The 26,348-nt window shown below is 60.9% G+C and carries 24 protein-coding genes; 9 read left to right on the forward strand and 15 right to left on the reverse strand.

What is annotated here, in order from left to right; genetic code table 11:
• Positions 1-8 precede the first annotated feature (8 nt).
• The 4 genes from KW849_RS16605 (at position 9) to KW849_RS16620 (ending at position 5,262) form a co-directional block, all read left to right on the forward strand.
• On the forward strand, positions 9-716 hold the full coding sequence (locus KW849_RS16605) for a hypothetical protein (protein WP_371319147.1): 708 nt from the start codon (positions 9-11) through the stop codon (positions 714-716).
• 608 nt (positions 717-1,324) lie between these two features.
• Positions 1,325-1,972, forward strand: a complete 648-nt coding sequence (locus KW849_RS16610) for a hypothetical protein (RefSeq protein ID WP_115948198.1) — start codon at positions 1,325-1,327, stop codon at positions 1,970-1,972.
• A gap of 268 nt (positions 1,973-2,240) precedes the next feature.
• A complete protein-coding gene (locus KW849_RS16615; RefSeq protein WP_218430417.1) occupies positions 2,241-4,280 on the forward strand; it encodes an FAD-dependent oxidoreductase in 2,040 nt (679 codons plus the stop codon).
• Between the two features lie 55 nt (positions 4,281-4,335).
• Entirely contained in the window at positions 4,336-5,262 is a 927-nt protein-coding gene (locus KW849_RS16620) for a 1-aminocyclopropane-1-carboxylate deaminase/D-cysteine desulfhydrase (protein ID WP_218430418.1), read from the forward strand.
• A gap of 123 nt (positions 5,263-5,385) precedes the next feature.
• On the opposite strand, the gene KW849_RS16625 is transcribed toward KW849_RS16620, so the two are convergent.
• The 3 genes from KW849_RS16625 to KW849_RS16635 all read right to left on the reverse strand — a co-directional run bounded on the left by KW849_RS16625 (position 5,386) and on the right by KW849_RS16635 (position 8,306).
• Positions 5,386-5,946 (reverse strand): cytochrome b, encoded by a 561-nt coding sequence (locus tag KW849_RS16625; RefSeq protein ID WP_218430419.1) that lies wholly within the window; start codon positions 5,944-5,946, stop codon positions 5,386-5,388.
• A gap of 256 nt (positions 5,947-6,202) precedes the next feature.
• The gene (gene phnX / locus KW849_RS16630; protein WP_218430420.1) at positions 6,203-7,030 is read right to left on the reverse strand and encodes a phosphonoacetaldehyde hydrolase; all 828 of its coding nucleotides are present in this window, start codon (positions 7,028-7,030) and stop codon (positions 6,203-6,205) included.
• 166 nt (positions 7,031-7,196) lie between these two features.
• On the reverse strand, positions 7,197-8,306 hold the full coding sequence (locus KW849_RS16635; protein ID WP_218430421.1) for a 2-aminoethylphosphonate--pyruvate transaminase: 1,110 nt from the start codon (positions 8,304-8,306) through the stop codon (positions 7,197-7,199).
• Between the two features lie 109 nt (positions 8,307-8,415).
• Here KW849_RS16635 and KW849_RS16640 point away from each other — a divergent pair, with 109 nt between their 5' ends.
• Positions 8,416-9,276 carry a LysR substrate-binding domain-containing protein gene (locus KW849_RS16640; RefSeq protein ID WP_218430422.1) on the forward strand — a complete coding sequence of 287 codons (861 nt, stop codon included), beginning with the start codon at positions 8,416-8,418 and terminating at the stop codon, positions 9,274-9,276.
• Between the two features lie 25 nt (positions 9,277-9,301).
• Here the strand turns inward: KW849_RS16640 and KW849_RS16645 are convergent, their stop codons facing one another.
• Positions 9,302-10,174 (reverse strand): LysR family transcriptional regulator, encoded by an 873-nt coding sequence (locus KW849_RS16645; protein ID WP_218430423.1) that lies wholly within the window; start codon positions 10,172-10,174, stop codon positions 9,302-9,304.
• 268 nt (positions 10,175-10,442) lie between these two features.
• Here KW849_RS16645 and KW849_RS16650 point away from each other — a divergent pair, with 268 nt between their 5' ends.
• Both KW849_RS16650 and KW849_RS16655 read left to right on the forward strand, forming a co-directional pair.
• On the forward strand, positions 10,443-11,768 hold the full coding sequence (locus tag KW849_RS16650) for an MFS transporter (protein ID WP_218430424.1): 1,326 nt from the start codon (positions 10,443-10,445) through the stop codon (positions 11,766-11,768).
• A 68-nt stretch (positions 11,769-11,836) separates the two neighbouring features.
• Complete coding sequence (locus tag KW849_RS16655) at positions 11,837-13,228, forward strand: FAD-dependent oxidoreductase (protein ID WP_218430425.1); 1,392 nt, start codon at positions 11,837-11,839, stop codon at positions 13,226-13,228.
• Positions 13,229-13,231: 3 nt separating this feature from the next.
• Here the strand turns inward: KW849_RS16655 and KW849_RS16660 are convergent, their stop codons facing one another.
• Positions 13,232-14,653: a type VI secretion system Vgr family protein gene (locus tag KW849_RS16660; protein ID WP_218430630.1), complete on the reverse strand. Its 1,422-nt coding sequence runs from the start codon at positions 14,651-14,653 to the stop codon at positions 13,232-13,234.
• A 225-nt stretch (positions 14,654-14,878) separates the two neighbouring features.
• On the opposite strand from KW849_RS16660, the gene KW849_RS16665 reads away from it, so the two are divergent.
• Complete coding sequence (locus tag KW849_RS16665; protein ID WP_008051121.1) at positions 14,879-15,583, forward strand: YebC/PmpR family DNA-binding transcriptional regulator; 705 nt, start codon at positions 14,879-14,881, stop codon at positions 15,581-15,583.
• Positions 15,584-15,724: 141 nt separating this feature from the next.
• Here the strand turns inward: KW849_RS16665 and KW849_RS16670 are convergent, their stop codons facing one another.
• From KW849_RS16670 to KW849_RS16705, 8 genes are all read right to left on the reverse strand, one after another.
• Positions 15,725-17,044, reverse strand: coding sequence for a leucine-rich repeat-containing protein kinase family protein (locus tag KW849_RS16670; RefSeq protein WP_218430426.1), 1,320 nt, complete (start codon positions 17,042-17,044; stop codon positions 15,725-15,727).
• Positions 17,045-17,214: 170 nt separating this feature from the next.
• The gene (locus tag KW849_RS16675) at positions 17,215-18,276 is read right to left on the reverse strand and encodes an ABC transporter substrate-binding protein (RefSeq protein ID WP_218430427.1); all 1,062 of its coding nucleotides are present in this window, start codon (positions 18,274-18,276) and stop codon (positions 17,215-17,217) included.
• A gap of 18 nt (positions 18,277-18,294) precedes the next feature.
• A complete protein-coding gene (locus KW849_RS16680; protein WP_218430428.1) occupies positions 18,295-19,410 on the reverse strand; it encodes an FAD-binding oxidoreductase in 1,116 nt (371 codons plus the stop codon).
• Positions 19,407-20,762 carry an NAD(P)/FAD-dependent oxidoreductase gene (locus KW849_RS16685; RefSeq protein WP_218430429.1) on the reverse strand — a complete coding sequence of 452 codons (1,356 nt, stop codon included), beginning with the start codon at positions 20,760-20,762 and terminating at the stop codon, positions 19,407-19,409. The genes KW849_RS16680 and KW849_RS16685 overlap by 4 nt, the downstream gene beginning before the upstream one ends.
• A gap of 46 nt (positions 20,763-20,808) precedes the next feature.
• Positions 20,809-21,099: a (2Fe-2S)-binding protein gene (locus tag KW849_RS16690; protein WP_218430430.1), complete on the reverse strand. Its 291-nt coding sequence runs from the start codon at positions 21,097-21,099 to the stop codon at positions 20,809-20,811.
• A 7-nt stretch (positions 21,100-21,106) separates the two neighbouring features.
• Positions 21,107-21,901: an ABC transporter permease gene (locus KW849_RS16695; protein ID WP_108219103.1), complete on the reverse strand. Its 795-nt coding sequence runs from the start codon at positions 21,899-21,901 to the stop codon at positions 21,107-21,109.
• Between the two features lie 6 nt (positions 21,902-21,907).
• A complete protein-coding gene (locus KW849_RS16700; protein ID WP_218430431.1) occupies positions 21,908-22,777 on the reverse strand; it encodes an ABC transporter permease in 870 nt (289 codons plus the stop codon).
• Entirely contained in the window at positions 22,774-23,799 is a 1,026-nt protein-coding gene (locus tag KW849_RS16705) for an ABC transporter ATP-binding protein (RefSeq protein WP_218430432.1), read from the reverse strand. The genes KW849_RS16700 and KW849_RS16705 overlap by 4 nt, the downstream gene beginning before the upstream one ends.
• 244 nt (positions 23,800-24,043) lie before the next feature.
• On the opposite strand from KW849_RS16705, the gene KW849_RS16710 reads away from it, so the two are divergent.
• Entirely contained in the window at positions 24,044-24,880 is an 837-nt protein-coding gene (locus KW849_RS16710) for an IclR family transcriptional regulator (RefSeq protein WP_218430433.1), read from the forward strand.
• 82 nt (positions 24,881-24,962) lie between these two features.
• On the opposite strand, the gene KW849_RS16715 is transcribed toward KW849_RS16710, so the two are convergent.
• Both KW849_RS16715 and KW849_RS16720 read right to left on the reverse strand, forming a co-directional pair.
• On the reverse strand, positions 24,963-25,715 hold the full coding sequence (locus KW849_RS16715) for an anti-sigma factor (protein WP_218430434.1): 753 nt from the start codon (positions 25,713-25,715) through the stop codon (positions 24,963-24,965).
• Positions 25,712-26,218, reverse strand: a complete 507-nt coding sequence (locus KW849_RS16720) for a sigma-70 family RNA polymerase sigma factor (protein WP_218430435.1) — start codon at positions 26,216-26,218, stop codon at positions 25,712-25,714. The genes KW849_RS16715 and KW849_RS16720 overlap by 4 nt, the downstream gene beginning before the upstream one ends.
• Between the last annotated feature and the right edge of the window lie 130 nt (positions 26,219-26,348).

Raw genomic sequence — 26,348 nt, forward strand, 5'->3', positions numbered from 1 at the left:
GGCAATGGATGCCCTCCCTTTCTCCTTCCATTCAATTGCCCATCAGCTATCGGGGGGACCAGCAGCGTACTGGAGCTCATCAAGGCAGGTTGGAACCGAACTGCGAAATCAAAGAAACAATGGAAAAAGGAAACCCGACCTTGAACATTTCAGCCATCTGCCTCTTGAGCAGCCTATTGGTTGCGGTCGCGGCTTCTGCTACCGGGATCACTTCGGTCTTCGATCTGGGTTTCACCAGGTCAGCCACAGAAACGCTGAAAAAACTGGACATCAACGACGCTTCTTTTATCGCCGTCTCAAGTCCTGCAGCGTTTACCTTCTGCCGCAATGGTTCGTCAACGCTCTGGAAGTATCAGGTGTTGGATCTGGAGCAACAGGCGGCGATCCAGAGTGGCCAAAAGCGGTCTTCGACGGACTATCAACTCATTACCGTTGCGCAAGTCGATAGCATGGCCTGCGAGCAGGATCACCTTGCACCATTGGTTAAACCGACTGTCAGGCGTGGACTTGTCCTCGGCCTGATCACCCTGTTTCTGTTAGTCGGCCTGCGATATACCTACCAGGCAATCATGGATTGCCGTTATGACCAAACCGGGTTTTCCAAGCCAGGCTTGCAGCGTTTGAGCGAATCCCGGTTACCGCACAATTCAACAGTCATGGCGTTGGCCGCATGGGGTATGGCGGCAGCTACGGCATTTGTTTACTTCGGGTTTTGAGCATAAGCGCAGAGACTTTGTTTACACCCTTAATGTTTAAGTTAATCCTGCGTTGCCGTCTACCTGAAAGGGTGGCCGAATCACTGTGGAATTCGCACTCGGAGTTTGCTCTGGATGAGAGTTGCTCGCTATTGCGCATGTCATGAGATGTATAACAACTGGTGGATCCAATAGACGGTTGTCGAAGTGTATTTAGCTAAGTAGACCAGTTGTGGTGGGGCATAGCGTGAAAGTTGACTTGTTACTATCGCTTCAGGCGCACTTGCGCTACGCACCGTTTGTCGGTGGTTTGCTCGAGAAATGAACATTGGAGCGTCTGTGCCCTCTGACTCCTAAGCACGTCAGTCATGACCTGGCCCTGCAATCGCAAAAAAGAAGTGGAAGTTGAATCTCAAAAGCAGTGAATGCTAATGGGGGGATTTTATCTGAAACTCAGGGAGGTAATAAACAAGCCGGTCATTGATTTGCCGAGCGAGTCAATGAGGTTAACAGTGCCGAGTCCGTGACTTGGCTTATCTTTTAGAAGTAAGGTCGCACAGGATATTTGAATAAGTAAAAATCCTGTCAAGTAGTCGATCTGTACTGTCGAATAAGGTGGGGGAAATACCGTGGCGATAAATACAATTATGAGCCTGCTGGAAAATAAAGAATTCCTGGAGTTTTTACGTCTGGGTGTTATTTACGTTCATTTAGTGGCGTGTTGTGTCGCCATTGGTTTGGTGTTGACCAGTGATGTCGCTATGGTTAAAGACCTTATAAGGCGCAACGTAGCCACTGAGCATGATAATGCTCACATGGAAAGTCTTCAAAAATCTGTCGTCGTTGCACTGATAGCGCTGTGGGTAACGGGAGTCGCTGTCGTCGGTATTGATTACCTGGACAAAGGTCTCGATTACTTCATGAATCCAAAGCTTCAAGCCAAAGTCATTATTGTGGCATTGCTGAGTTACAACGGTGTCTTGTTGCATCGCATGGTACTGCCGGCGCTGCAAAAGGCAGGCTCCTTGCTCAACCTCGGATTCAGTGCACGGATGCTGGCGTTGGCCTGCGGCTCGTTGTCGGCAGTGTCCTGGATGTATGCCGCCATGCTGGGTGTCGGACGCCCTTTGGCCTGGAAGTTTTCCCTTTCCGAACTGTTGATGGCTTATCCGGTATTGATTGTGCTCGGGTTCCTGACGATGCTGGCGCTGACTCAGCGCGCGAAAAAACAGGACGACTACGTTGCGCCTCGGCGGACAGTCGCAAGCGCATGCTAAACCGGTCATGCGCGTAAATCCTGCGGGCTTGTCCCGAGTCCGAAAGATGGCGATCTTCATGGTGCAGGTTTCAATCCGGACCTGCGCCATGAAGGTCGTTTTTGTTTTGAGTCATTCCCGGTTGCCCAGTACTCCTGCTCATTTCGATCAATAAGTTGTCAGTTACGGTCATTGAGCGCCAGCGGTGCGACTCTTAGTCTGTCGAACATGACTGATGGGGGCCATAGAGCTCCTGCACTTTCCGTGATCGCTCGATGTGGAGTTACCGATGACCGCCGCTCAATACCCGCACCTGTTGGCTCCGCTGGACCTGGGTTTCACCACGCTGCGCAATCGCACCCTGATGGGGTCGATGCACACTGGCCTTGAAGAGAAACCGGGTGGTTTCGAGCGCATGGCGGCTTACTTTGCCGAACGTGCCCGTGGCGGTGTCGGCCTGATGGTCACTGGCGGTATCGGCCCGAACGATGAAGGCGGCGTGTATTCCGGTGCAGCCAAGCTGACCACCGAAGAAGAAGCGCTGAAACACCGCATCGTTACCCGTGCCGTGCACGAGGCAGGCGGCAAGATCTGCATGCAGATCCTCCACGCGGGTCGTTATGCCTACAGCCCGAAACAGGTTGCGCCGAGCGCGATCCAGGCGCCGATCAACCCGTTCAAGCCCAGGGAGCTGGACGAGGAGGGCATCGAGAAGCAGATCAGCGATTTCGTCACCTGTTCGGTGCTGGCACAAACCGCCGAGTACGACGGCGTGGAAATCATGGGTTCGGAAGGCTACTTCATCAACCAGTTCCTCGCCGCTCACACCAACCACCGTACCGACCGCTGGGGCGGCAGCTATGAAAACCGCATGCGCCTGCCGGTGGAAATCGTCCGTCGCGTGCGTGAAGCGGTGGGCCCGAACTTCATCATCATTTTCCGTCTGTCGATGCTCGACCTGGTCGAAGGCGGCAGCACTTGGGACGAGATCGTTCAACTGGCCAAGGCCATCGAGCAGGCCGGTGCGACCATCATCAACACCGGTATTGGCTGGCATGAAGCACGGATTCCAACCATCGCCACCAAAGTGCCGCGCGCGGCCTTCAGCAAGGTCACGGCCAAGTTGCGGGGGTCGGTCAATATTCCGCTGATCACCACCAACCGCATCAACACGCCGCAAGTGGCCGAACAGATTCTGGCCGAAGGCGATGCCGACATGGTGTCCATGGCGCGACCATTCCTCGCCGACCCGGATTTCGTCAACAAGGCCGCTGCAGGTCGCGCCGATGAAATCAACACCTGCATCGGTTGCAACCAGGCCTGCCTCGATCACACCTTCGGCGGCAAGCTGACCAGTTGCCTGGTCAACCCGCGTGCCTGCCACGAAACCGAACTCAATTACCTGCCCGTGCAGCAACTGAAGAAAATCGCCGTGGTCGGTGCCGGCCCGGCCGGTTTGTCCGCCGCGACCGTGGCCGCCGAGCGTGGTCACCAGGTGACGCTGTTCGATTCGGCCAGCGAAATCGGCGGTCAGTTCAACATCGCCAAGCGCGTTCCGGGCAAGGAAGAGTTCTACGAAACCATCCGCTACTTCAACCGCAAACTGCAGACCACCAACGTCGAGGTGTGCCTGAACACCCGTGTCGATGTGGCCGGGCTGGTCGAAGGCGGCTACGACGAGATCATTCTGGCCACCGGCATTGCGCCGCGACTGCCGGCCATTGCGGGGGTGGAAAATGCCAAGGTGCTGAGCTACCTGGACGTGATCCTGGAGCGCAAGCCGGTCGGCAAGCGCGTCGCGGTGATTGGTGCCGGTGGTATCGGTTTCGACGTCTGCGAGTTCCTGGTGCATGAAGGCGTTGCAACCAGTCAGGATCGCGCCGCGTTCTGGAAGGAATGGGGCATCGATACGCACCTGGAGGCACGCGGTGGTGTTGCCGGTATCAAGGCAGCGCCCCATGCGCCGGCCCGCGAGGTGTTCCTGCTGCAACGCAAGAAATCCAAGGTTGGCGACGGCCTGGGCAAGACCACCGGCTGGATTCATCGCACGGGCCTTAAGAACAAGCAGGTACAGATGCTCAACAGCGTTGAATACTTGAAGATCGACGATGAAGGCCTGCACATCCGCATCGACGACACCGCAGAGCCGCAGGTGCTGCCAGTGGACAACATCGTGATTTGCGCCGGACAGGACCCGCTGCGCGAATTGCATGATGGTCTGGTGTCGGCGGGGCAGAGCGTGCACCTGATCGGCGGCGCGGATGTCGCGGCAGAGCTGGATGCCAAGCGGGCGATCAACCAGGGTTCGCGGTTGGCGGCGCAGTTGTAATCCAGGTAATCAGTCAGCTGTTAAGATGCTGGCTCTTCACCCAGAGCCGGCATCGATGCTTCTCCCTTCCGACACCTGGCTACCCCAAGCCCCCCTCGAACGCCTTGATCTAGACTGGCTCACTCACGCCGGCATCGAAGTGGCAATCCTGCGTCTGGACCAGATCGACCCGCTGATCAGCGGCAACAAATGGTTCAAGCTCATCGAACACCTGAAGACTGCAGACCGCGTTAGTGCCGAAGGCATCATCAGCCTGGGTGGAGCGCACTCCAATCACCTCCACGCGTTGGCGGCGGCGGGCAAGCGTTTCGGTTTTGCCACCGTTGGCCTGTTGCGCGGGCACCCTCAGGAAACCCCGACGGTCAAAGACTTGCAGGCGTTCGGCATGCAGTTGCACTGGCTGGGTTACGCAGGCTATCGAGCGAGGCATGAAGCGGGTTTCTGGCAACCATGGCACACCCGCTACCCGACGCTGCATCCGGTGCCTGAGGGGGGAGGCGGTTTGCCTGGCGCCCTGGGTTGCATGCAACTGCGGGCCAGCGTTTGCGCGCAACTGGAGGGATTGGGCTGGAGTGACTATGACGCCTGGTGGCTGGCCTGCGGAACCGGCACGACCCTGGCCGGCCTGGTGCTGGCCGAAGCGGGGGATCATCCGGTGTACGGTGCGCTGGCGGTGCCAGGTGATCATGGGGTGGCGCAGCAGGTCGAGCGGATCGTGCAGGAGGCGGGTCTGATCTATGCGGTGTATGAGCTGATCGATGCTAGCCGCGGCGGCTTTGCCAAGGTCGATCCGCTGCTGACCGAGTTCATCGAAAAGACCGAACAAGCCAGCGGCATTCCCCTTGAGCCGTTGTACACCGGTAAGGCATTGCTGGCGCTCAAGCAGCAAGTCGAGGCGGGCAAGTTCGCTCGAGGTACGCGGCTGATCTTCGTTCACACCGGCGGCTTGCAGGGGCGGCGGGGATTCAATCCACAAATCTAAAGCACACATGCAATCTCATGTGGGAGCGAGCCTGCTCGCGAAGGCGGTAATACATCCAGTATCGATGCGCCTGTCACACCGATTTCGCGAGCAGGCTCGCTCCCACAGGTTTTGCCAGTGGCCTCAGGTATCGCGGTTCACGCGCTTGGGCATCATCCGCAGCAAAGTGTTATCGCCCACCACATAGTGGTGATACAGCGCAGCCACGGCATGCAGGCCGATCAGCCAATAGCCGATCGTGCCGCCGAGTTCATGCCAGCCCTGGAGTTGTTTGGCCAGGTCCTTGTTTTCCGCTATCGGCATCGGCAGGTCGACACCGTAGAACATCACCTGATTGCCTTTGGCGCTGGTGACCAGCCACCCGAGAATCGGTGTGAAGATCATGAAAATGTACAACGCCCAGTGCATTAGCCTGGCCAGCGTCGTTTGCCAGTGTGGCGAAGCCGGGAAGATCTCCGGGGGGCGGCCGAGACTGCGCGCCAACAATCGCACCCAGACCAGAACGAAAACGGTCAGGCCGAGCATGAAGTGTAATTCAACCATCAGCGTGCGCCCGCCACTGCCCTTGGGAAAGATCCCGCGAAACTCGATACAGGCGTAAACCAGCGCCAGCAGGACCAGCATCAACCAATGCAGTGCGATCGATACGGTGCTGTAGCGCGATTCGGAGTTTTTCCACGGCATACGGTGTTCCTCAGAGGTCCGGTTTAAAGCCACCGTTCTTGTCCGACGGTGAGCGTTAACTGTAATCCTGTTTTACCGGGTTTGCCTGAGGCGATTGGTCGCTGGATGCTCTGCTTCGGGTAACAGGCAGAAAAACACTGTAGGAGCGAGCTTGCTCGCGATGGTCGCCAACGATGACGCATACCCACTGGGTAACCGCGGCATTCTTGAGACCATCGCGAGCAAGCTCGCTCCTACAGGGGGGGAATTGCGTTTTTTAGCTGGACTGCGGCATTTCGCCGTTGGCCAGACGCTTGTTGATGTCAGCGATCACGTCCGGCAGATCGGTGATGGTGTCGATCATGTAGTGCGGGCGCGAACTTTCGAACATCGCGTGGATGCGCTTGCGCTCGCTGTCCAGTTGGTCGCTTTCCAGCGCGCGATAACCTTCGTAGTCCAGGCCCAGGGCGTTACCCGAGCAGATCAGCGCCACGGTCCACATGCCGGCGCGGCGACCTTCGAGAATGCCCGGCACAGTGTCATCGATCTTCACGCACGCGGCGACATCGTCAATGCCCAGGGCGATGACGTTGGCCAGTGCCTGGGCGGGCCATGGGCGGCCGTTCGGGACTTCGTCGGTGGCGACCACGTGATCGGCGACGTAGCCGTTGGTGGCGGCCAGTTCGACCACTTTGTCCATGACCAGTTTCGGGTATCCGGAGCAGGAACCGATCCTGATCCCTTGCTGGCGCAGGTTGGCGATGGTCTCCAGTGCCCCCGGAATCAGCGCCGAGTGTTCGGCGATTTTTTCGATTTGCAGCGGCATGAAGCGTTGGTAAATCGCAGTGACGTCATCGTCGCTCGGCGTGCGGCCGAACACTTTGCGATAACGCTCGGCAACCTCCGGCAGATCGCACAGGGTGCGGATGTGGTCCCACTTGCCCATACCCATCGGGCCTCGGGCTTCTTCGATGGACACCTGGACATCGAACTCGGCGAACGCCTCGACGAAAATCTGTGTCGGGGCGAAGGAACCGAAGTCGACCACGGTGCCGGCCCAGTCGAGGATGGCGGCTTGCAGTTTGGTTGGGTTGGTGTAGTTCATGGTGATCTGAGTCCTGTAATAACTGGCTATTGGAGAGCAGCTTTTACCGTAGGAGCGACGGTGCGGCGATCCGACTTGCTCGCGATGGTCTTTCATTCAACATGTGAGTCGACTGACCGGGCCTCATCGCGAGCAAGCTCGCTCCTACAGGGGAATGCGGTGTGGCTTAGATTTCGAGCACTTCCATCTCGCGCAACACTTCAGCAATCGCCGCCACGGCTTCGCGCATTTCGGCTGGCTGGACATGGCCGATGCAGCCGACGCGGAAGGTTTCGACCTGGGTCAGTTTGCCGGGGTAGAGGATGTAACCCTTGGCCTTGACCCGTTCGTAGAACTCCTTGAACTGGTAGCGAGGATCTTTTGGGGCATGAAAGGTGGCGATGATCGGCGCCTGAATAGCCGCCGGCAGGAAGCTGCGCAGCCCCAGTTTGCCCATCTCTTCCATCAATGCCTGGCAGTTGGCGGCATAGCGTTCGTGTCGGGCCGGCAAGCCACCTTCTTCGTTGTATTGCAGCAGGGCTTCGTGCAGCGCCGCGACCACGTGGGTCGGCGGGGTGAAGCGCCACTGGCCGGTCTTGGCCATGTAGGCGTGCTGGTCCTGCAGGTCCATGGCCAGCGAATGCGAGTTACCGGTGGCGTTGGCCAGGGATTCTTTGCGAGCGAAGACAAAACCCATGCCCGGCACGCCCTCCAGGCATTTGCCCGAGGCAGCGATCAGTGCGTCGAACGGCACTTGCTGCGCATCCACCGGCAGGGCACCGAAGGAACTCATGGCGTCGATGATCAGGCGCTTGCCGTGTTCTGCGACGACCTGGGCGATCTGCGGCAGCGGATTGAGGATGCCGGTGCTGGTTTCGCAGTGAATCAGGGCGACGTGGCTGATGCCGGTGTCGGCACGCAGCAGGCGGTCGACGTCGGCGGCGGTGGTCGGCTCGTCTTCGGCGGTTTCGAAGGTGCTGTAGGCGCGGCCGAGCACTTCACAGATTTTCGCCAGGCGTTTGCCGTAGGCGCCGTTGATTAGTACCAGAATCTTGCCATCGCGAGGCACCAGCGTGCCGATCGCTGCCTCGACCGCGAAGGTGCCACTGCCTTGCAGGGGTACGCAGTGGTGAGTGGCGGCGCCGTTGATGATTGCCAGCAGTTGCTCGCAGAGGCTGGCGGTCAATTGATTGAAACGGTCATCCCATGAGCCCCAGTCGATCATCATCGCCTGACGGGTGCGGGCCGACGTGGTCAACGGGCCGGGGGTGAGCAGGATGGGTTCGGCAGTACTCATTCTCGTGTCCTCGCAATCGATGGGATGAAGCGTTGGTGCCTAAATTGCAATTTGCCGTGTTATCAATCAAATTGTTTGTTGTTATGCCAGCCATCAGTGAGAGTTATTCATGAACCTGTTTCAGCTGCGCGCATTCGATGCCGTGGCGCGGGAAGGCAGCTTTACCCGGGCGGCGGCGCGGCTGTTCATCAGCCAGCCGGCGGTTACCGGGCACATCAAGGCCCTGGAGGAGCACTACCAGATCACCTTGCTGCGCCGCACCGCCCGCCGAGTGGAACTGACGGAGGAGGGCACCAAACTGGCGGCCATCACCCGGGCGATGTTCGGCCTGGCCGAAGAGGCGCAGGTGATGCTCGAAGCCAACCGGCAACTGCTGACCGGGCGTCTGGAGGTGGCGGCGGACGGCCCGCACATGGTCATGCCGATGCTTGCCAGCCTGCGGGCGCGCTATCCGGGGATCACGGTGAACCTGCGCCTGGGCAACGCCCAGGAAACCCTGGCAGCGTTGTTGTCCGAACATGCCGACGTGGCGGTGTTGACCGAAGTCGAGCCGCGCAAAGGCTTGCATCTGCAGGCGCTGAACGAATCACGGATTTGCGCGCTGGTGCCCGCCGGGCATCCTTGGGCGCAGAAGACCAAAGGCGTGCAGCTCAGGGAGCTGGATCAGGTGATCATGGTGCTGCGCGAACCGAGTTCGATTACCCGGCGCACCTTCGATGAGGCTTGCGCCCAGGCCAAGGTCAATCCACGGGTGTTGCTGGAACTGGACAGCCGCGAAGCGGTGACCGAGGCGGTGGCCGCCGAACTGGGGGTGGGGGTGGTGTCGTCGGTGGAAGTCAGCCACGACCCGCGAGTGGCGGCGGTGCCGATTATTGGCGAGGGGTTGGTGAATCGGCACATGATGGGGTGCATGGAGCGGCGACGGGACTTGCGGTTGATTCAGGCGTTTTTCGGGTTGGCGCCAGTGTAGGAGCAGCCTTCGGCAGCTCCTACGCTCAGTCCAGACTTTCGCGCACCATCTCGAGAAAAGTCGCCACCACCCGCCGCGAACTCTGTTCGCGCAAGCACACCAGCGTTTCAGTCAGCCGTCGTTCGCAATCGGTAATCGGCAGTGCACAAACCCTGGAGTCGGCGCCAAACTCGGCAGCCGACACCACGCCCACCCCAATCCCGACCACCACCGCTTCCCGCGCCGCCTCCCGACCTTCGACCTGAATCGCCGGGCGAATGTGGAACCCGGCGCGTTGCATTTCCTCCTCCAGGGTCTGTCGGGTCACCGAACCGATTTCCCGCAACACCAGCGGCGTGTCGTCGAGGTCCGCGAGGGTGATGGATTCGCGATCGGCCCAAGGGTGATTGCGCGACACAAACGCGACCATCGGGTCGTTACGCAGGGGCAGGGAAATCAGGCGTTCATCGCTGACGTCACGGCCCAGTAACGCCAGGTCGGCCTGATAGTTGAACAGTCGAAACAGCGACTCATCGGTGTTGCCGGTTTCGATCTTCACGCTGATCCCGGGGTAGCGTTCGCAGAAGCGGGCAATCTGCGGCAGCACATGCACCGGTGCATCCACCGCCAGAATCAGGCTGCCGGTCTGCAAGGCCTGGGAATCCTGCAACAGCTCCTGGGCTTCGGCCTCAATCACAAAAAGCCTCTGTGTGACGCTGAGCAGGCGCTCGCCCAGATCGGTCAGGCGCACCGAGCGCTTGTTGCGGTGAAACAGCAAGACGCCGTAGCGCTCTTCGAGTTTGCGCACCTGGTCGGAAATCGCCGGCTGCGTCAGAAAAAGCCGCTCGGCGGCTTTGGTAAAGCTTCCATGGACCGCTACGGCATGGAAGGCTTTGAGCTGGGCGTGGGACACCGACATGGGAATCTCCAGTAACAAGCTGACCTTATATTTGAAATACGATAAATCGATTTCACTTATTAATCAGTAATTGTTTTTATCCACCTCAGCACCGCTGACGGGTCAGTCGAACAGCAGCGGGTGCCATGAGCCTGGGCGTGCAAAAACAGGACTCATCTGACCGGTATCCGCCGTAGGGACAGGGCGATATCGCAGTGCTCAACAATAAAAAAACAGGCGTTTTCTTCCAGTTCTGCCGGCACACTCACACCCTGAGGTCAGAACCACAATGAACAAGCACATCGGCACCATCAAGCGTTGGCGCATGCAGATCTTCGCGATCACCTGGCTCGCCTACGCCGCGTTCTACTTCACCCGCAAAGCCTTCTCGGTCGCCAAACTCGGTATTGGCGAAGACCCGACCTTCATGCTCGATAAAATGGCCATGGCCAACCTCGACGCCATCTACCTGACGGCCTACGCCGTCGGCCAGTTCACCTGGGGCATCCTTGCCGACCGCTTCGGCCCGCGGGTGGTGGTGCTCGGCGGATTGCTGATTTCCGCCGCCGTGGCGCTGGTGATGGGCAACTTCGCAACCTTGCCGATTTTCGCCACCTGCATGCTGATCCAAGGGCTGGCGCAGTCCACCGGTTGGTCGGGGCTGTGCAAGAACCTCGGCAGCTTCTTTCCCTCCGAGCAACGCGGGCGGGTATTGGGCCTGTGGAGTTCCTGCTACGCCTTTGGCGGTCTCGTGGCGTCGCCGTTTGCCGGTTGGTGGGCGTATACGCTCATCGGCAGCTGGCATGCGGCGTTTGTTTCCAGTGCGGCGGTGGTTGGGCTGGTCGCCGTGCTGTTTTTTATTTTCCAACGCAACAAACCGGAAGACGTCGGCTTGCCGGCGGTGGAGCCGGAACCCGAGCTGACCGCCGAACAGGCTGACGCGCAAAGCAAAATCAGCATGTGGGAGCCTTTGAAGGAAATCCTGCGCAACCGCACGGTGCTGGTGCTCGGGCTGGCGTACTTCATGCTGAAACCGGCGCGCTACGCGATTCTGCTGTGGGGGCCGGTGATCGTTTTCGAACAGATGCCTTCGGTGGGCAAGGTCGGCGCGGCGATCATTCCGACCTCGTTCGAGCTGGCCGGGTTGCTCGGGCCGATCCTGATTGGCCTGGCCTCGGACAAACTGTTCGGCGCCCGGCGCATGCCGGCCTGCGTGATCAGCCTGTTGGCGCTGACCGTGTCCCTGGCATTTTTCATGGGCGCCCTGCATACCGGCAGCGTGCTGCTGGTGGTGGCGCTGCTGTTCGTCATGGGCCTGACCCTCTATGGGCCGGACTCGATGATCAGCGGCGCGGCGGCCATCGATTTCGGTACTGCCAAGGCCGGTGCCACAGCAGCCGGTTTCGTCAACGGCTGCGGCTCGGTCGGGGCGATTCTCGGTGGGCTGCTGCCAGGCTACTTCGACACCGTTACCGTGTTCATTGTCTTCGCCGGCTGCGCCATGTTCTCGGCGCTGGTGTTGATTCCGCACTGGAACAGCCGCCCCGGTGGCCTGGGTACTCACTTCGCCTACGTACCCAATAAAGCGATGACCATCAAACCCCTGCGTACCTGAATCCTGTCCCTCGTCGCCTGCTGCGTCTGCGGCAGGCTGGCGTGTGGGCCATTGACTGGAGATTTCCCATGAGACCCTTTTGGCTGGACCAGGCCTTGAAGGCTGATGCATCCGAAACCTGTCCGCCACTGGAAGGCGACAGCCGCGCCGACGTGTGCATCGTCGGCGGCGGTTATACCGGGTTGTGGACCGCGATCATGCTCAAGGAGCAGAACCCCGAGCTGGACGTGTTGCTGATCGAAGCGGATATCTGCGGCGCCGGGGCCAGTGGACGCAATGGCGGTTGTGTGCTGTCGTGGTCGGCCAAGTATTTCACCCTTGAGCGGCTGTTCGGCGTCGAAGAGGCCGTGCGTCTGGTCAAGGAGTCCGAGCGCAGCATCCATGCCATCGGCGCCTTCTGCGAACAGTATGCGGTGGACGCCGATTACCGCCTCGATGGCACTCTTTACACCGCCACCAATCGCGCTCAGATCGGCTCGACCGACGCTGTGATCGCGGCGCTGGAGCACAACGGCATCAACTCGTTCACCCGTCGGCCAGTGGCCGATGTGCAGCGCATGGCCGGTTCCAGCAAGCACCTGGAGGGCTGGTTTTCCCCGGCCGCGGCCAGTGTGCAGCCGGGCAGACTGGTGCGTGGCTTGCGCCGGGTCGCCTTGCAATTGGGCGTGAGGATTCACGAAAACACCGCGATGACCGGGCTGGAAGAGGGCAAGCCGGTGGGCATTCAAACCCCCGGCGGCACCGTTCGCGCCGACCGGGTGGTGCTGGCGATGAACGCCTGGATGGCCCGAGCGTTCCCGCAGTTCGAGCGCAGCGTGGCGATCGTTTCCAGCGACATGCTGATCACCGAGCCACGGCCGGATTTGCTCGACGAAATCGGCCTGACCAGCGGCGTCACGGTGCTCGATTCGCGGATTTTCGTGCACTACTACCACAACACCCCGGACGGCCGGATCATGCTTGGCAAGGGTGGCAATACCTTCGCTTACGGTGGACGCATGCTGCCGGTGTTCGATCAACCTTCGCCTTACGCCGGTTTGTTGCAGGACAGCCTGGCGGATTTCTTCCCGGCGTTTGCCGACGTCAAGGTCGAAGCGACCTGGAATGGTCCGTCGGACCGTTCGGTGACCGGGCTGCCGTTTTTCGGGCAGATGAGCGCCAGTGGCAATGTGTTCTACGGTTTTGGCTACTCCGGCAGCGGTGTCGGGCCTTGCCATATGGGCGGGCAGATTCTGGCGTCGATGGTCCTGGGCCTGGACAACCCCTGGACCCGTTCGCCACTGGTCAACGGACCGCTGGGTTTTTTCCCGCCGGAACCGATTCGCTACATCGGCTCGCTGATGGTGCGCAACGCCATCCGCCGCAAGGAGCGCGCCGAGGATCACGGGCGTCGGCCGCGGCATCTGGATGTGCGTCTGGCGAAGTTCGCCGCCGCGGCCGGCAAGGCTGACAAGGGCTGAGTGTCAGGGCGCAAGGTCCGAGCGGCTGAGCAGCCAGGCGAACAGCAGGCGGGTATCGCCACGGGGCTCACGCGGACGAGGGCCGCGAGGTTGTGGCCGAGGGCCCATGGCCGTACAGAGCACCGGGCGATCCGGGTCACTGTCGAGGAAAATCACCAGTACCTCGCTGCCGGCCAAGGGCAGGCGGGACGGATCGAGCCAGTCCTCGGCGGTGGTCAGCGCCAGCGGCAGCCACAGGCCATCGGACGCCTCTGCCACTGATTGTGTGACGGGCCAGAGGTTCACCTGAACCCGGCCATCCTCATCCACCCTCGACGGTTGCCCGACCAGGCCGCACACTTGGCCGGGCTGATACCCGGGAATGCTCGGCCTGGGTTGTTTGAGCGAGGGCCTGAACACTGTCGACCAAGGGATGGCGCTGAATTGATTGCAGTAGCCCGGGGTGATGTCCGGGGAGTCGTCGGACAGAATCGACGAATGATGCCCCTGATGGCGGATTTCGGTGACCAGCCATTGATCATTGAAATTCGCCAGTGGATGTTCGGCCACCTGTACGATCCGGCCGCTGCGTAATGCGCCCTGATTACTTTGGCCGTGGATCTGCAGGTGTCGGCAACGCAGACGTTCCAGTTGTCGACGGCTGAGCTGATCGCGATGTTGTTGTTCGTGGGCGGGAAAGTGTCTTGTCGTGGCGAACGAGTGATTGGCTGCGCCGTCGCTGGTGTCCGCTGCACCAGGATTGCTGGCACCCGGGCGCACGGGGGAGAGCGTCGCGTCATGGCGCTGGAACAGTTCGCTGATCACCGGTTCCTGATGTTCGTCGAGGGCGTCACTGCACATCGGCATGAGCAGCGGTTCCTGGGGGAAACTCAGGCTGTCATCGGCCAACACCAGGACATGGCTGTCGCGTTGATGCTCGAAGTGGTAGTGGATGCCTTCTTCCTCGCACAGTCGTTGCAGCAACGCCAGGTCGGTTTCATCGTATTGAATGCAAAAAGGTCGCAGGGGATAGTGCCCGGTTGCCAGTTCAAAGCGATAACTGCCGGCGGGCAACCCGTGTTCCTCGAGCAATTGGCGCAGGATCATGGGCACGCTGGCGCGCTGGAAAACTCTTCGGCGTCCTTGCTGCTCCAGCACTTGGACACGGGACACCAACACCAGCTTGTAAGCGACCCGGTGCCCGGTTCGATGTTCACAACTGGCGCTGTGCAGCAGGCCATGAATGCCCTGGTCGTGGCCAAATTCGAGGAACGCCGGTTGCTGCAGCAATCGTTCGAGGCTCAGGGCCGGTGCCAGCCCGATAACCTCGATATCGAATCGATAGGGCTGGTTGAGTGCTTCATGACCGCTGAACCGGACTACCTGGAAACTCAGGTCATCGTCCAGAAGCGTCAGAGTGGTGGGACTTTCCTTGTCGTTGTGCATCGAACGCGCTACCGCCGTGGAATAGGGTGCAAAGCGTACGAAACCCCAGCGCATTGCGGGCACGTTAAAGCGACATTTCCGAATCGCCCTACAACCGCTGGTGAAGATGTCGATGCAAGTCGGGATTTTTTGGTCGATTGCCAACTTTAGGCCGTATAAACTTGCACAAAGCGTCGGCCAATAGATGTCTCGGCGCCACAGATGCCACAGATAAGAGAGTGAGAAATGGGCGCACAGTGGAAGGTTAAACACAAAGAAGCGGCAGCCAATGCCAAGGGCAAGATCTTCGGCAAACTGGTGAAAGAAATCACCATTGCTGCGCGCAACGGCGCTGATATTGCTACCAACGCGCACTTGCGCCTGGTGGTTGAACAGGCCAAGAAAGCTTCGATGCCCAAGGAAACACTGGATCGCGCCATCAAGAAGGGCGCGGGCCTGTTGGGCGAGACCGTGCAATACCATCGCGTGACTTATGAAGGTTTCGCCCCGCATCAGGTGCCGTTGATCGTTGAGTGCGTGACCGACAACATCAACCGCACCGTGGCCGAGATCCGCGTGGCGTTCCGCAAGGGCCAACTGGGTGCTTCCGGCTCCGTGGCCTGGGACTTCAACCATGTCGGCATGATTGAAGCGTCGCCGGACACCCCGGACGCCGATCCGGAAATGGCCGCCATCGAAGCCGGTGCACAGGATTTCGAGCCGGGTGAAGAGGGTGCAACCCTGTTCCTGACCGAGCCGACCGACCTCGACGCGGTACAGAAAGCCCTGCCGGAACAAGGCTTCACCGTGCTGTCGGCCAAACTGGGCTACCAGCCGAAAAACCCGGTCAGCGGCCTGAGCGATGAGCAGATGGCGGAAGTCGAAGCGTTCCTCGAAGGCCTCGATAACCACGACGACGTGCAGGACATGTTTGTCGGGTTGGCGGGTTGATCGAACTGGCCTGGATCTGACTTGTGGCGAGGGGGCTTGCCCCCGTTGGACGGCGAAGCCGTCCCAAAAGCGACGGCTGCTGCGCAACCGAACGGGGCGGTTCGGCGTTCCGACAAGCCCCCTCGCCACATTGTTTTGTATTTACAACTTGGACTCAGCTAATTCCTGAACAACTTCATCAAACCCAGGCCGCTCCAGCACCTGCGGCTGACAGCAACGCTGTTCTAAATCCTCCAGCGCCCCACGCAGTGCATCGCTCAACCCCGAGTCGATTCGCGCCAGCAACTCCCCCAGCAACACCCCGAACGCTCGCACCTCGATCCTCTGCAAGGCACAGCTTTCAAGGCTGTCGGAAATCGCGTGGAACGACGCCGCGCCAAAATCCCCCAGCAAGCAATCACCCTGTTCATTCCACAGAATATTGTGCCCATAGAGATCGCCGTGGGTGATGCCATGACCGTGCAGGTGCTCGGCCACCGAGGCAATGCCCGAGGCAATGCGCAGCGCCACCGCGGCACTGAAACGCAAATCGTCGGGGTAAATGTCGCGGCTGCACGACGCCAGGCTCGGCAGCGCGGCGAGGTTGCGAAAGCTCGGCGGGATCAACTGCATGACCAACCCGGCGGTTTGCTGCGGGTGATCGACAATCCGCCCCTCGACGCGGATCAGATTCGGGTGCAGGCCAGCGGTGATGCAGGCGTTCATCTCGTGCAGCGGCGAGCCATCGCTGGTCATTTCGCCCTTGTAGAGCTTCACCGCAACTGGCGTGGCCGGTTGGTCAGCCGGTTGCCAGACGGCCTGATGAATCACCCCGGACGCCCCTTCGCCGAGTTTCTTCTCCAGACGCAGCGCCGACCAGTCAATGCGCGAAGTGGCGTCGAGGGCCGCGGCATCGGCTTCGGTTTCCAGCGGGTTACCGGCGTACGCCAGCCAGGTCAGGCTCGGCAGCTCCAGCAGCCATTGCGGCAACCCGGTCAACCGGTTGGCGGCGATGCGGATCAGTTCCAGCCGATGACACTGACGCAATGACTCCGGCAGCACTTGCAATCGGTTGCCGGCGAGCATGAGCTTTTGCAGGAACGGGCGCTCTCCCAGTTCGGTCGGTAAGGTTTCGATGCAGTTGTCGGTCAGGATCAGCCAGCGCAGCAGCGGTGGCAGCGCCGCTGCGGGCACGTGGGCGATGCGGTTGGCCTTGAAGCCGATCATCGTCAGTGCGGTGCATTGGCCCAGGCAGGCCGGCAACTCGGTGAAACGGTTATCGGAACAGAACAGCACGCGCAAACGGGTCAGGCGATGCAAGTCCTCCGGCAGGGCGCTCAAGGCATTGCCGCTGAGATTGAGCACTTCCAGCGAGTCCGCCAGATCGAAGATCTCCCGAGGGAATTCGGTCAGGCCGTCGACCAGATCCAGCCGCGTGATGCCCGACAACTTGCCGGCACGCAATTGAGCAAGGGTATGCATGAACAGGTTCGCTTTTGATCAAGGAATAGGCGCGTGGCACCGCAAATGCGCGACATGATAGCGGGAAAGATGTGGCGACTGTCAGGCCGCCTTCGTCGGAACGCCGACCGGAGCAAGCCCGCACCCACAAGGTCATGCCGATGCCCACACAGCTGTGCCTGGCCAGTGACCTAGCGCTCGATACTGCGGTTCCACCGCGCACTCCATGCCGGACGTTGTTCGTTGACCTGATCCCAATCCACGGCAATCGCCGTATCGAGGTACTGTTTCATGGCTTCGACCTGACCATGGGTTCGCTCGGTGGTCGGGGTGTTGGGGTTGGACGGAATCTGGTCGCCATCCTCGAGTGCGACGGCCTGGGCTTCGGGGGTCAGCAAGAAGGCGGCAAGTTTTTGCGCCAGCTCCGGTTGCGTGTTGTTGGCGATTGCGCATTCGGCGACGTTGAGCACCACGGCGCCTTCCTTCGGCTGTGCGTATTCCACTGGCATGCCCTTGAGCTTCAGAGCCGTGACCTGGGTCGGCGTCAACGGGAACAGCGCCGCTTCGTCGGTCTGAAGCATTTCGGAGATCTTCGACGAGCTCGGAATGTATTCCAGCACGTTACGCCCGACGGTGTCCGGCCAGGCCTTGAAACCAGGGTCGACATTGGTTTCGGTGCCGCCCTGGATCCGGTTGAACATCAGGAAACCGTGCAAGCCGAACGTCGAAGAGGCCATCGACTGGAACACCAGTTTGTCCTTGAAGCGCGGGTCGGCCATGTCCATCCACGAGGTCGGCGCGCTCCAGCCTTTTTCTTTGAACAAGCGGGTGTTGTATGCCAGCCCGGTGACCCCGAGGCTGACCGCCACGGCCTGGTCCTTGATCCGTCCCTTGGCCGGAATCTGTTCCAGCGTCGGGCTGTCTTCGAGTTTGTCGCACAGACCCATGGAGATCGCGCGGTACATGATGCCGTCGTCGAGGAACATCACGTGCATTTGCGGGTTGCCCTTGCTGGCCTGGACCTTGGCCAGGATATCGGCGGAGGTGCCCGGCACGATCACCACTTTGACGTTGTTGGCCTTCTCGAAAGCCGGCAGCACCTTGTCGGCATAGAGCCGTTCCATGGTCCCGCCGTTCATGCCCAGATAAAGTGTCGGCTCGGCCTGGGCCTCAGTGACCGTGAGCAGGGCGCCCACGCAAGAAAAACTTAGCCAGGAGAAACCGAGCAGTGCACTGCGTTTGACGTTATTCATTGGCGCGACCTTCCTCTATCAAGCTACGGAGATGGAGTGAAACCGGGTGATGGAAAACGCATCCAGCGACGTCTTTGATGCGCCGCTACAGATGATTTCGGTGAGCGCCTGGCCCACCGCGGGTCCGATCTGGAAACCGGCGCCGGCAAAGCCGAACGCGTGCAACAGACCGGGTTGGGTGCCACTGTGGCCGATCACCGGTTGGCGATCGGGCAGATAACCTTCGGTGCCGCTCCAGGTACGAATCGCCTGGGCACCTTCAAGAAACGGGTAGAGCTCGACGGCCTGGCGGAGTATTTCCAGCACTGCGCCTTGACCGGGGCGGGCGCGGGTCTCGTCGAGGGCAAAGCCCTGGCCGCCGCCCAGTACGCAATTTCCCCGGGTAACCTGACGGGCATAAATGCCACCGCCCTCAACGCCGGTGCTGGCATCCATCACCAGCGGCAACGGTTCGGTGACCAGCATCGCCGGATGACCTGAATGCATCGGCACCGGTTCGCCGAACTGCGCGGCCAGGCTGCCGGCCCAGGCTCCGGCGCAGTTCAACAGACAGGGTGCACGCCATTCCTGGCCGGTTTGCGTACGCACACGAAACCGTTGCCCGTCATGTTCTACCGTGCTCACCGCGCATTGTTCGTAAACCTGTGCGCCCTGTTGCCGCGCCGCCCGAGCGAACGCCGGAGACACCAGGCGCGGGTTGGCGTGACCATCGTCCGGGCAATAGGACGCGCCTGCCGCCACGTCTCCAACCCACGGAAAACGCGCGCGCAATTGGCTTCGGTCGAGCACTTGCAGATCGAGGCCGAACCCCCGACTGCTATCGGCGTAGTCCTGCAGGGCTTGCAGATCGTTGAGGCTGCGGGCCAGTTTGAGGTGACCGCTACGCTGGTATTCGCCGTCGATGTCGATCAGTTGTGGCAACTGCGCCCAGATTTCGTGGGCCTTTTGCGACAGCGGCAATTGCGCCAGGGGACGACCCTGACGCCGCACGCCGCCGTAGTTCACTCCGCTGGAATGTGAGCCGCAGAAATCCCGTTCCAGCAGCGCCACGCGCCGGCCGGCCCGACTGAGAAACAGGGCGGCGCTTGCACCGACTATGCCACCGCCAATGATGACTGCATCGACTTCGTTCAAAGCTCGATCTCCAGGCCAAACGGTAGCGGTTTGATCGGTGCCTGGGCGCGCAACCGGCCGATATCGGACACGGCGCGCCGGCTCTGGCAGGCAATGATTTCTGCTGCTGCGGCACCGCACATCCGACCTTGGCAACGCCCCATGCCGACACGACAATGAGCCTTTACCCGGTTGATTTCCCAATGACCTTCGCGCACCACATCGCGAATATCCCCGGCGCGTACTTCTTCGCAGCGACAGACCATCACGTCATCGGCGAGACCAGCGGCCCAGTTGTCGGGAAATGTAAAGGCACGTTCGAGGCCCTGACGAAATTCGCCAATGCGTTCCAGGCGGTGCTCCAGTAGCGCAGGGCGCTGTGCCGGAATCAGATGCCCCATGTCTTCGAGCAGTGCCAAGGCGGCGCGCTCACCGGCCATTTCCGCCGCGTCCGCACCCATGATGCCGGCGCCGTCGCCCGCCAGATAAACCTCGGCGACACTGCTGCGGCCCGCACGGTCACGCTGCGGTAACCAGGCGCGATTGAGCGGGTTCCAGGCGAATTCACAGCCGAGCAGATCGGCCAGTTGGGTTTCACTGCGCAGGCCGTGAGCGAAAGCCACCGCGTCGCAGTCCAGTGAGTGGTTGCCCTTGGCGTTGGACCAGCGCAGCGATTGCACGCGTTGCTCGCCGTCGATGGCTGCCAGGGTCGCGCCTTGATGCACAGGGATGCCGTGCGCGGTCAGCCAGCCGCGGTAATAAATGCCTTTGGCTAGCGTGGACGGTTGCGCCAGCAGGCCAGGCAAGGCTCGGGCCTGTGCGCTGAAGGGTGAGCTGTCGAGCACCGCGACCACGTTGGCGCCAGCCTTGGCGTATTGATAGGCGACCAGGTACAGCAACGGGCCGCTGCCGGCAAACACCACGCGTTCGCCGATGGCGCAGCCCTGGAACTTCAAGGCGATTTGCGCCGCGCCCAGGCTGTAGACCCCCGGCAATGTCCAGCCCGGTACGGGCAGAATCCGGTCGGTGGCGCCGGTGGCGACGATCACCCGGGAGAACGCCAAGCGTGCTGCGCGGCCGTTGCGCAAGGTGTCGAGGGCGCCGTCTTCGGCATTCCACACCAGGGTTTCGGGGCGGTAATCGATTTGTTCGCGCAGTGCGTCAATCGTCTGATGCAGCGCATTGGCTTTGCGTGCTTCAAAGCCATACAGCTTGACCGGCGATCGTTTGAAGTTGGCCGGTTGACGCCGATAAATCTGCCCGCCGCCGCGTGCGGCTTCGTCCAGCAGCATCGGACGCACGCCGTGGGCAACCAGCGTTTGCGCCGCACGAATGCCCGCCGGACCGGCGCCGACGATGACCACAGACTTCATACTCTTACCCCACAAGGGATCCGGTTTCTGCAGATGGAATGTTTATTCATAACGATCGCCCCGGTTCGCGACAGACCTGCTGCCCGGCTTCGAGCAGTGTCGAGCAGGCGCGCACCCGGCGACCATCGCCCAGTCGCACCCAGCAATCCTGACAGGCCCCCATCAGGCAGAAGCCGGCGCGGGGTTCGGCGCTGAAGTCGCTGCCGCGCAGGTGTTCGCTGCAAGTCAGCACGGCGGTCAGCACGGTATCGCCGAGCAAACCGCTGACGGGATGGCCGTCGAGGGTAAAGTCCAGGGCCGGGCGGTCAGCTTCGGCCAGTCGTTTCAGCAGAGCCATGGCGCCCTCATTGTTTACCCACCAGCACCCGATCCAGGCCGTAGACCCGATCAAGCAGAATCATCGTCAGCGCGGTCAGCGCAATCACCAGTGCCGACACCGCCGCCATCATCGGATCGATGGACTCAGTGGCGTACACATACATGCGCACCGGCAGGGTTTGTGTGGCCGGCGAGGTGACGAAAATCGACAGCGTGACTTCGTCGAAACTGTTGATGAACGCCAGTAACCAGCCACCGGCCACCCCCGGCAGAATCATCGGCAGGGTGATCTGGCGGAACAGCGTGAAGCGCCCGGCGCCCAAGGATTGCGCAGCGTGTTCGGCGCTGCGATCCAGGCCAATGGCCGAGGCCAGCACCAGACGCAGCACATACGGTGTAATCACCAGCACGTGGGCGAATATCAGCCAGACGAAGCTGCCATTGACACCCAGCAACGCAAACAGGCGCAGCAACGCCACACCGAGTACCAGGTGCGGAATGATGATCGGTGACAGAAACAGGCCGTTGAGAAAGTCTCGACCGGGAAACTCGAATCGAGTGATCGCCAGCGCGGCGGGCACCGCAATCAGCGTCGCCAGGGTGGCGGCACTGAACGCCAGGATCAGGCTGTTGTAGAACGCGTCGACAAAATCGGCACGCTCGAACACCGCGCGAAACCAGCGTAGAGAGAACTCCGTGGTCGGCAGGCTCAGGGTGTTTTCCGGGGTGAAGGCCACGAGGCAGACCACCACCAGCGGCGCCATCATGAACAGCACCACCAGGGTATGAAACAGCAGGGCGAAAGGACCGTTCCTGGACATGACGAATTATCCCAATGACTTCTTGTAGCGGCCTTCGATCATGCGATTCCACGACAGCATGATCAGCAGGTTGATGAGCAGCAGAGCCACGGCAATAGTCGCGCCCATGGGCCAATTGAGTTCCGACAGGTATTGGTCGTAGATCAGCGTGGCAACCATCTTCAGCCGACGACCGCCGAGCAGGCCGGGGATCGCGAATGAGCTGGCGGCCAGGCCAAACACGATCAATGTGCCGGACAATACACCCGGCATGACCTGTGGCAGCACGACCTGGCGAATCACCGTGAAGTGACTGGCACCCAGCGACTGCGCGGCTTGTTCGGCGGCGGGATCGAGTTTCTGCAGCGAGGTCCAGACCGGAATGATCATGAACGGCAGCATCACGTGGACCAGCGCAATCACCACCGCGAACGGTGTGTAGAGCAGCTTCATCGGTGAGCCGCCGAGGGCTTGCAGGGTCTGGTTGACCAGGCCGTCGGCGCCGAGCAACAGGCTCCAGCCGAAGGCGCGCACCACCACCGAAATCAGCAGCGGAGTGAGGATCAGAATCAGGAAAATCGAGCACCAGGGTGTGCCCATGCGGCTGAGGATGTAGGCCTCGGGCACGCCGATCAGCACGCAGAGCAAAGTGGTCAGGGCGCTGATCCACAAGGTGCGCAGAAAGATCTCGTAGAAATACGGATCGCCCAGCAGGTTGCTGTAGTGCTCGACGGTGTAGGCGTCGCCGTTGATCCCCGAGCTGTAGTCGAAGACGTTGAACGACAGCACCAGGGTCAATCCCAGCGGGATGATCAGCAAGCCGAGGTACAAGGCCAGGGCCGGTGCGGACAGCCAATACCCCTGGCGTCCCTGGCGGGTGGCGGTGAGCGTACTCATGCTGGCACCTCGTCGACACTCAGCACTCGCAGCAGCGCCGCGTCCCAGTCCAGGCCGACTGCAGTGCCTTCGTTCAAGGGGGCTGAGCCATCGTTGCGGCGCACGACGCAGAGCTCGCCCAGGCTTGTCCCGACGCCGTACAGCCATTGGCTGCCGAGGAAAAACCGACTGACGATCTTGCCTTGCAAGCGACCGTGGCCGGCATCGCGCAGATCGATTTTTTCCGGGCGCAGGCTCAGGGTCAGATCACCGTTGCCAACACTGCACACCTGAACCGCGCCGGCACCATTGCGCTCGCCGGGCAGCAGATTGGCCTTGCCGACGAATCCGGAAATGAACTCGGTGCGCGGGTGTTCGTAGAGGGTGTAGGGCGCGTCGATCTGGGTGATGCGCCCGGCCTGCATCACCACGACACGGTCGCTGATGGACAGCGCTTCCGACTGGTCGTGGGTGACCATCAGCGTGGTGATTGCAACTTCGCGCTGGATGCGGCGGATCTCGAATTGCATCTCTTCGCGCAAATTGGCGTCGAGGTTGGACAGTGGCTCATCCAGCAAAAGCACCGGCGGCTGAATCACCAGGGCGCGGGCCAGGGCGACGCGCTGGCGCTGGCCACCGGAAAGCTCCCGCGGGTAACGCTCGGCAAGCTGATTCAGGCGCACCAGTTTGAGTACCCGGTCGACTCGCTGCTGGATATCGGCGTTCGGCACTTTGCGCATGCGCAGGCCGAAGGCGACGTTGTCCTTGACGGTCATGTGCGGGAACAGCGCGTAGCTCTGGAACACCACCCCCAATCCGCGGCTGGCGGGTTTGGCGTGGGTGATGTCGCGGCCATCGAGCACGATGCGCCCGCTGGTGACTTCGACGAAGCCGGCAATCATTTGCAGAGTGGTGGTCTTGCCGCACCCCGAGGGGCCGAGCAAGGACACGAACTCACCTTTCTCGACCGAGAGGTCGGTGGCGACGACGGCGTCGATTTCGCCGTAGCGTTTGCAGAGTTTTTCAAGTTGCACAAAAGCCATGACCGCGCTCCACCTGAGATTGTTATGCGTCACCCAAAGGCGCGCTTTTTTGTATGGGCAGATACGAAAAGATGTTGCCGGGGTGCGTGGCGCTCGACTTGAGTCGGCTGCCGCTGTTGTTCGAATCGCCCCTGTCTGGACGCAGAGTAGGACGAAGACTAGGATGGGCTCAATGGTCTATTTCACTGAGGCGATGACTATTTTAAGTTTTATTCGATCAGTAAATTAATAATCGGAAAATAAGATGCAAGATTCCATTGAGCGGAATGAAAGCAGAAATGAAGTCGGTGTTGGCGCCGTCTCAAGATTGTTTGCGGTACTGCGAACACTGGGTGATACCGTCGAGGGCGGCGAGCGGGTGACGCAACTGGCGCAGCGCATCGGTTTATCGCAACCGACGACCCATCGGTTGCTGCGCAGCCTGATGGACGAGGGCATGGTCGAGCAGGATGCGCGCAGTAAACGCTATCGCCTGAGCCTGGATTTTTTCGCTTTGGCGGCTCGTGCGGGCAACACCGGAAACTTGCGCGAACTGGCACGGCCGGCGCTGCTGAGACTCTCGGCGTCGCTGGGTGATTCGTTGTTTTTGCTGGCGCGCTGCGGCTTTGATGCGATCTGTCTGGACCGCAGCGAAGGGCCGTTCCCGATCCGCACCTTTACCGGGGACATCGGCGGGCGTGTGGCGTTGGGCGTGGGTCAGGGCAGCCTGGCGATTCTGGCGTTCCTGCCGGAGGAAGAACGCGACACCGTCATCCATTACAACTTGCCGCGCCTGAAAGACTTCCACCTGTATGACGAGGTGTTCCTGCGCTCGGAAGTCGACAACGTGCGTGCCCTGGGTTACGCCGGGCGCAATACCGGCGTGCTGCAGGGCATGGCCGGGGTGGCCGTGCCGATTCTCGATCGTGAAGGTCGTGCGGTGGCGGCGTTGAGTGTGGCGACCGTGAGTGACCGATTGGGCCCGGATCGACTGCCGACGGTGGTGGACATGCTCAAGCGCGAAGCGGCGCTGATCGGGCCGCGGATCAATCCGTTCGACCCGCTACTGCGCCGGCCTTCGCAGGTGTTTGGGCAGGGATGAAAAGATCGCAGCCTGCGGCAGCTCCTACAGGGAAATGCATTCCAAATGTAGGAGCTGCCGCAGGCTGCGATCTTTTGATCTATCAGAACCGGGTGGTTTGCCTCAACATCCGCGCCGCCGGCGTATCCGTCGGGCTGACCATCGCATAGTTGTAGCCGCTCCCGGACCAATACTCGGCCTGCAGGCCGCCATCACTACGGCTGCCCCTGGGCAGCAGGAAGTTTTTCGGCCCTGGCGGGCGTACGTAGAAACTGACTTTCTGCCCGCCCTGGTTCTCGTAGACCACCATCGCCGCCGGGCCTTGCTCGGTGCTCAGCAGGCGCCCGCTGACCGGTTTGAAACCGGCATCCGAAAGGTCGGGCAGGCGATTGGCCTGAGTGAAGTAACGGTCGAGCCAGCCTTGCATATCGCCGTCCGCGCCGACTTTGTAATCGGCCGGCAGGATGCCTTGCTGGGCAATCAGGCGATAGGCCTGCATAGCGTCGGCCATCGGTGCCGGGGCGCTGACCAGGGTCATTTCCCGTGCTTGCCAACCGCTGAAACCGCCGACGCTGACCGCGATCAACAGCACCGCCGCGCTGGCCAGATGCCGACGGGACTGGCGTTTCAGGTGTTGGCGAATCACGGCTGGATCGAGGTTCGGATTGACCGGTTGCTGCAAGGCGCCACTGAGGGCCGCGCGCAGTTGCTGGGCGTCCAGTTGCCAGGCGCGCACTTGCGCAGACATTTGCGGATTGCTTGCCAGAAAAGTCTCTACCAGGCGTCGGTCGGCGTCGCTCAGTTGGTGGTCGACGTAGGCGTGCAGGTCACGCTCGCTGGGGGGCATGCTGATCATTTGAGTCTCCGCAGGGAAGGGCGGTTGATTTCGCCATCACTGAGTTGGCGCAGGGCCTGGCGAGCCCGGGACAGGCGGGACATCACGGTGCCGATGGGGACGTCGAGAATCCCGGCGACTTCTTTGTAGCTCAGGCCTTCCACCGACACCCAGAGCAGCAGCGCACGTTGCTCGGTGGGCAGTCGGTCGAAAGCGCTGAGGGTCGATTGAGCGATAACGGTGCGCTCCACCGAGGGCTGGGCATCGTCACGCCCGATGAAGAATTCAAGCATGCGCGCATAGCGTCGGGAGCGGCGGTGCGCATCGAGAAACTGCCGATAGACAATCGAGAACAGCCAGGCGCGCAAGTCGCCCTCGGCGCGTTTACCGCTCCAACTCGACAATGCCCGCTCCAGGCTCGCCTGCACCAGGTCGTCAGCGCTGCTGGTGTTGCGCGTCAACGACACGGCAAACCGTCGCAATCCTGGAATGATTTCCCTCAGTTGTTCGTCGATATCGTTCATGAAGCTCTGACTAGTCGCTACGCTTGGAACTAGGAAGACGTCCGGTACCGGAGGTTATTCCACGTCAGAAAAAATAAACACCGCATGTGGGAATAAACCTGCGTGCGGTTCGTCTGCTTGATTCTTCTCA

Source organism: Pseudomonas sp. PDM26 (assembly GCF_019219185.1).
Lineage (GTDB): Bacteria > Pseudomonadota > Gammaproteobacteria > Pseudomonadales > Pseudomonadaceae > Aquipseudomonas.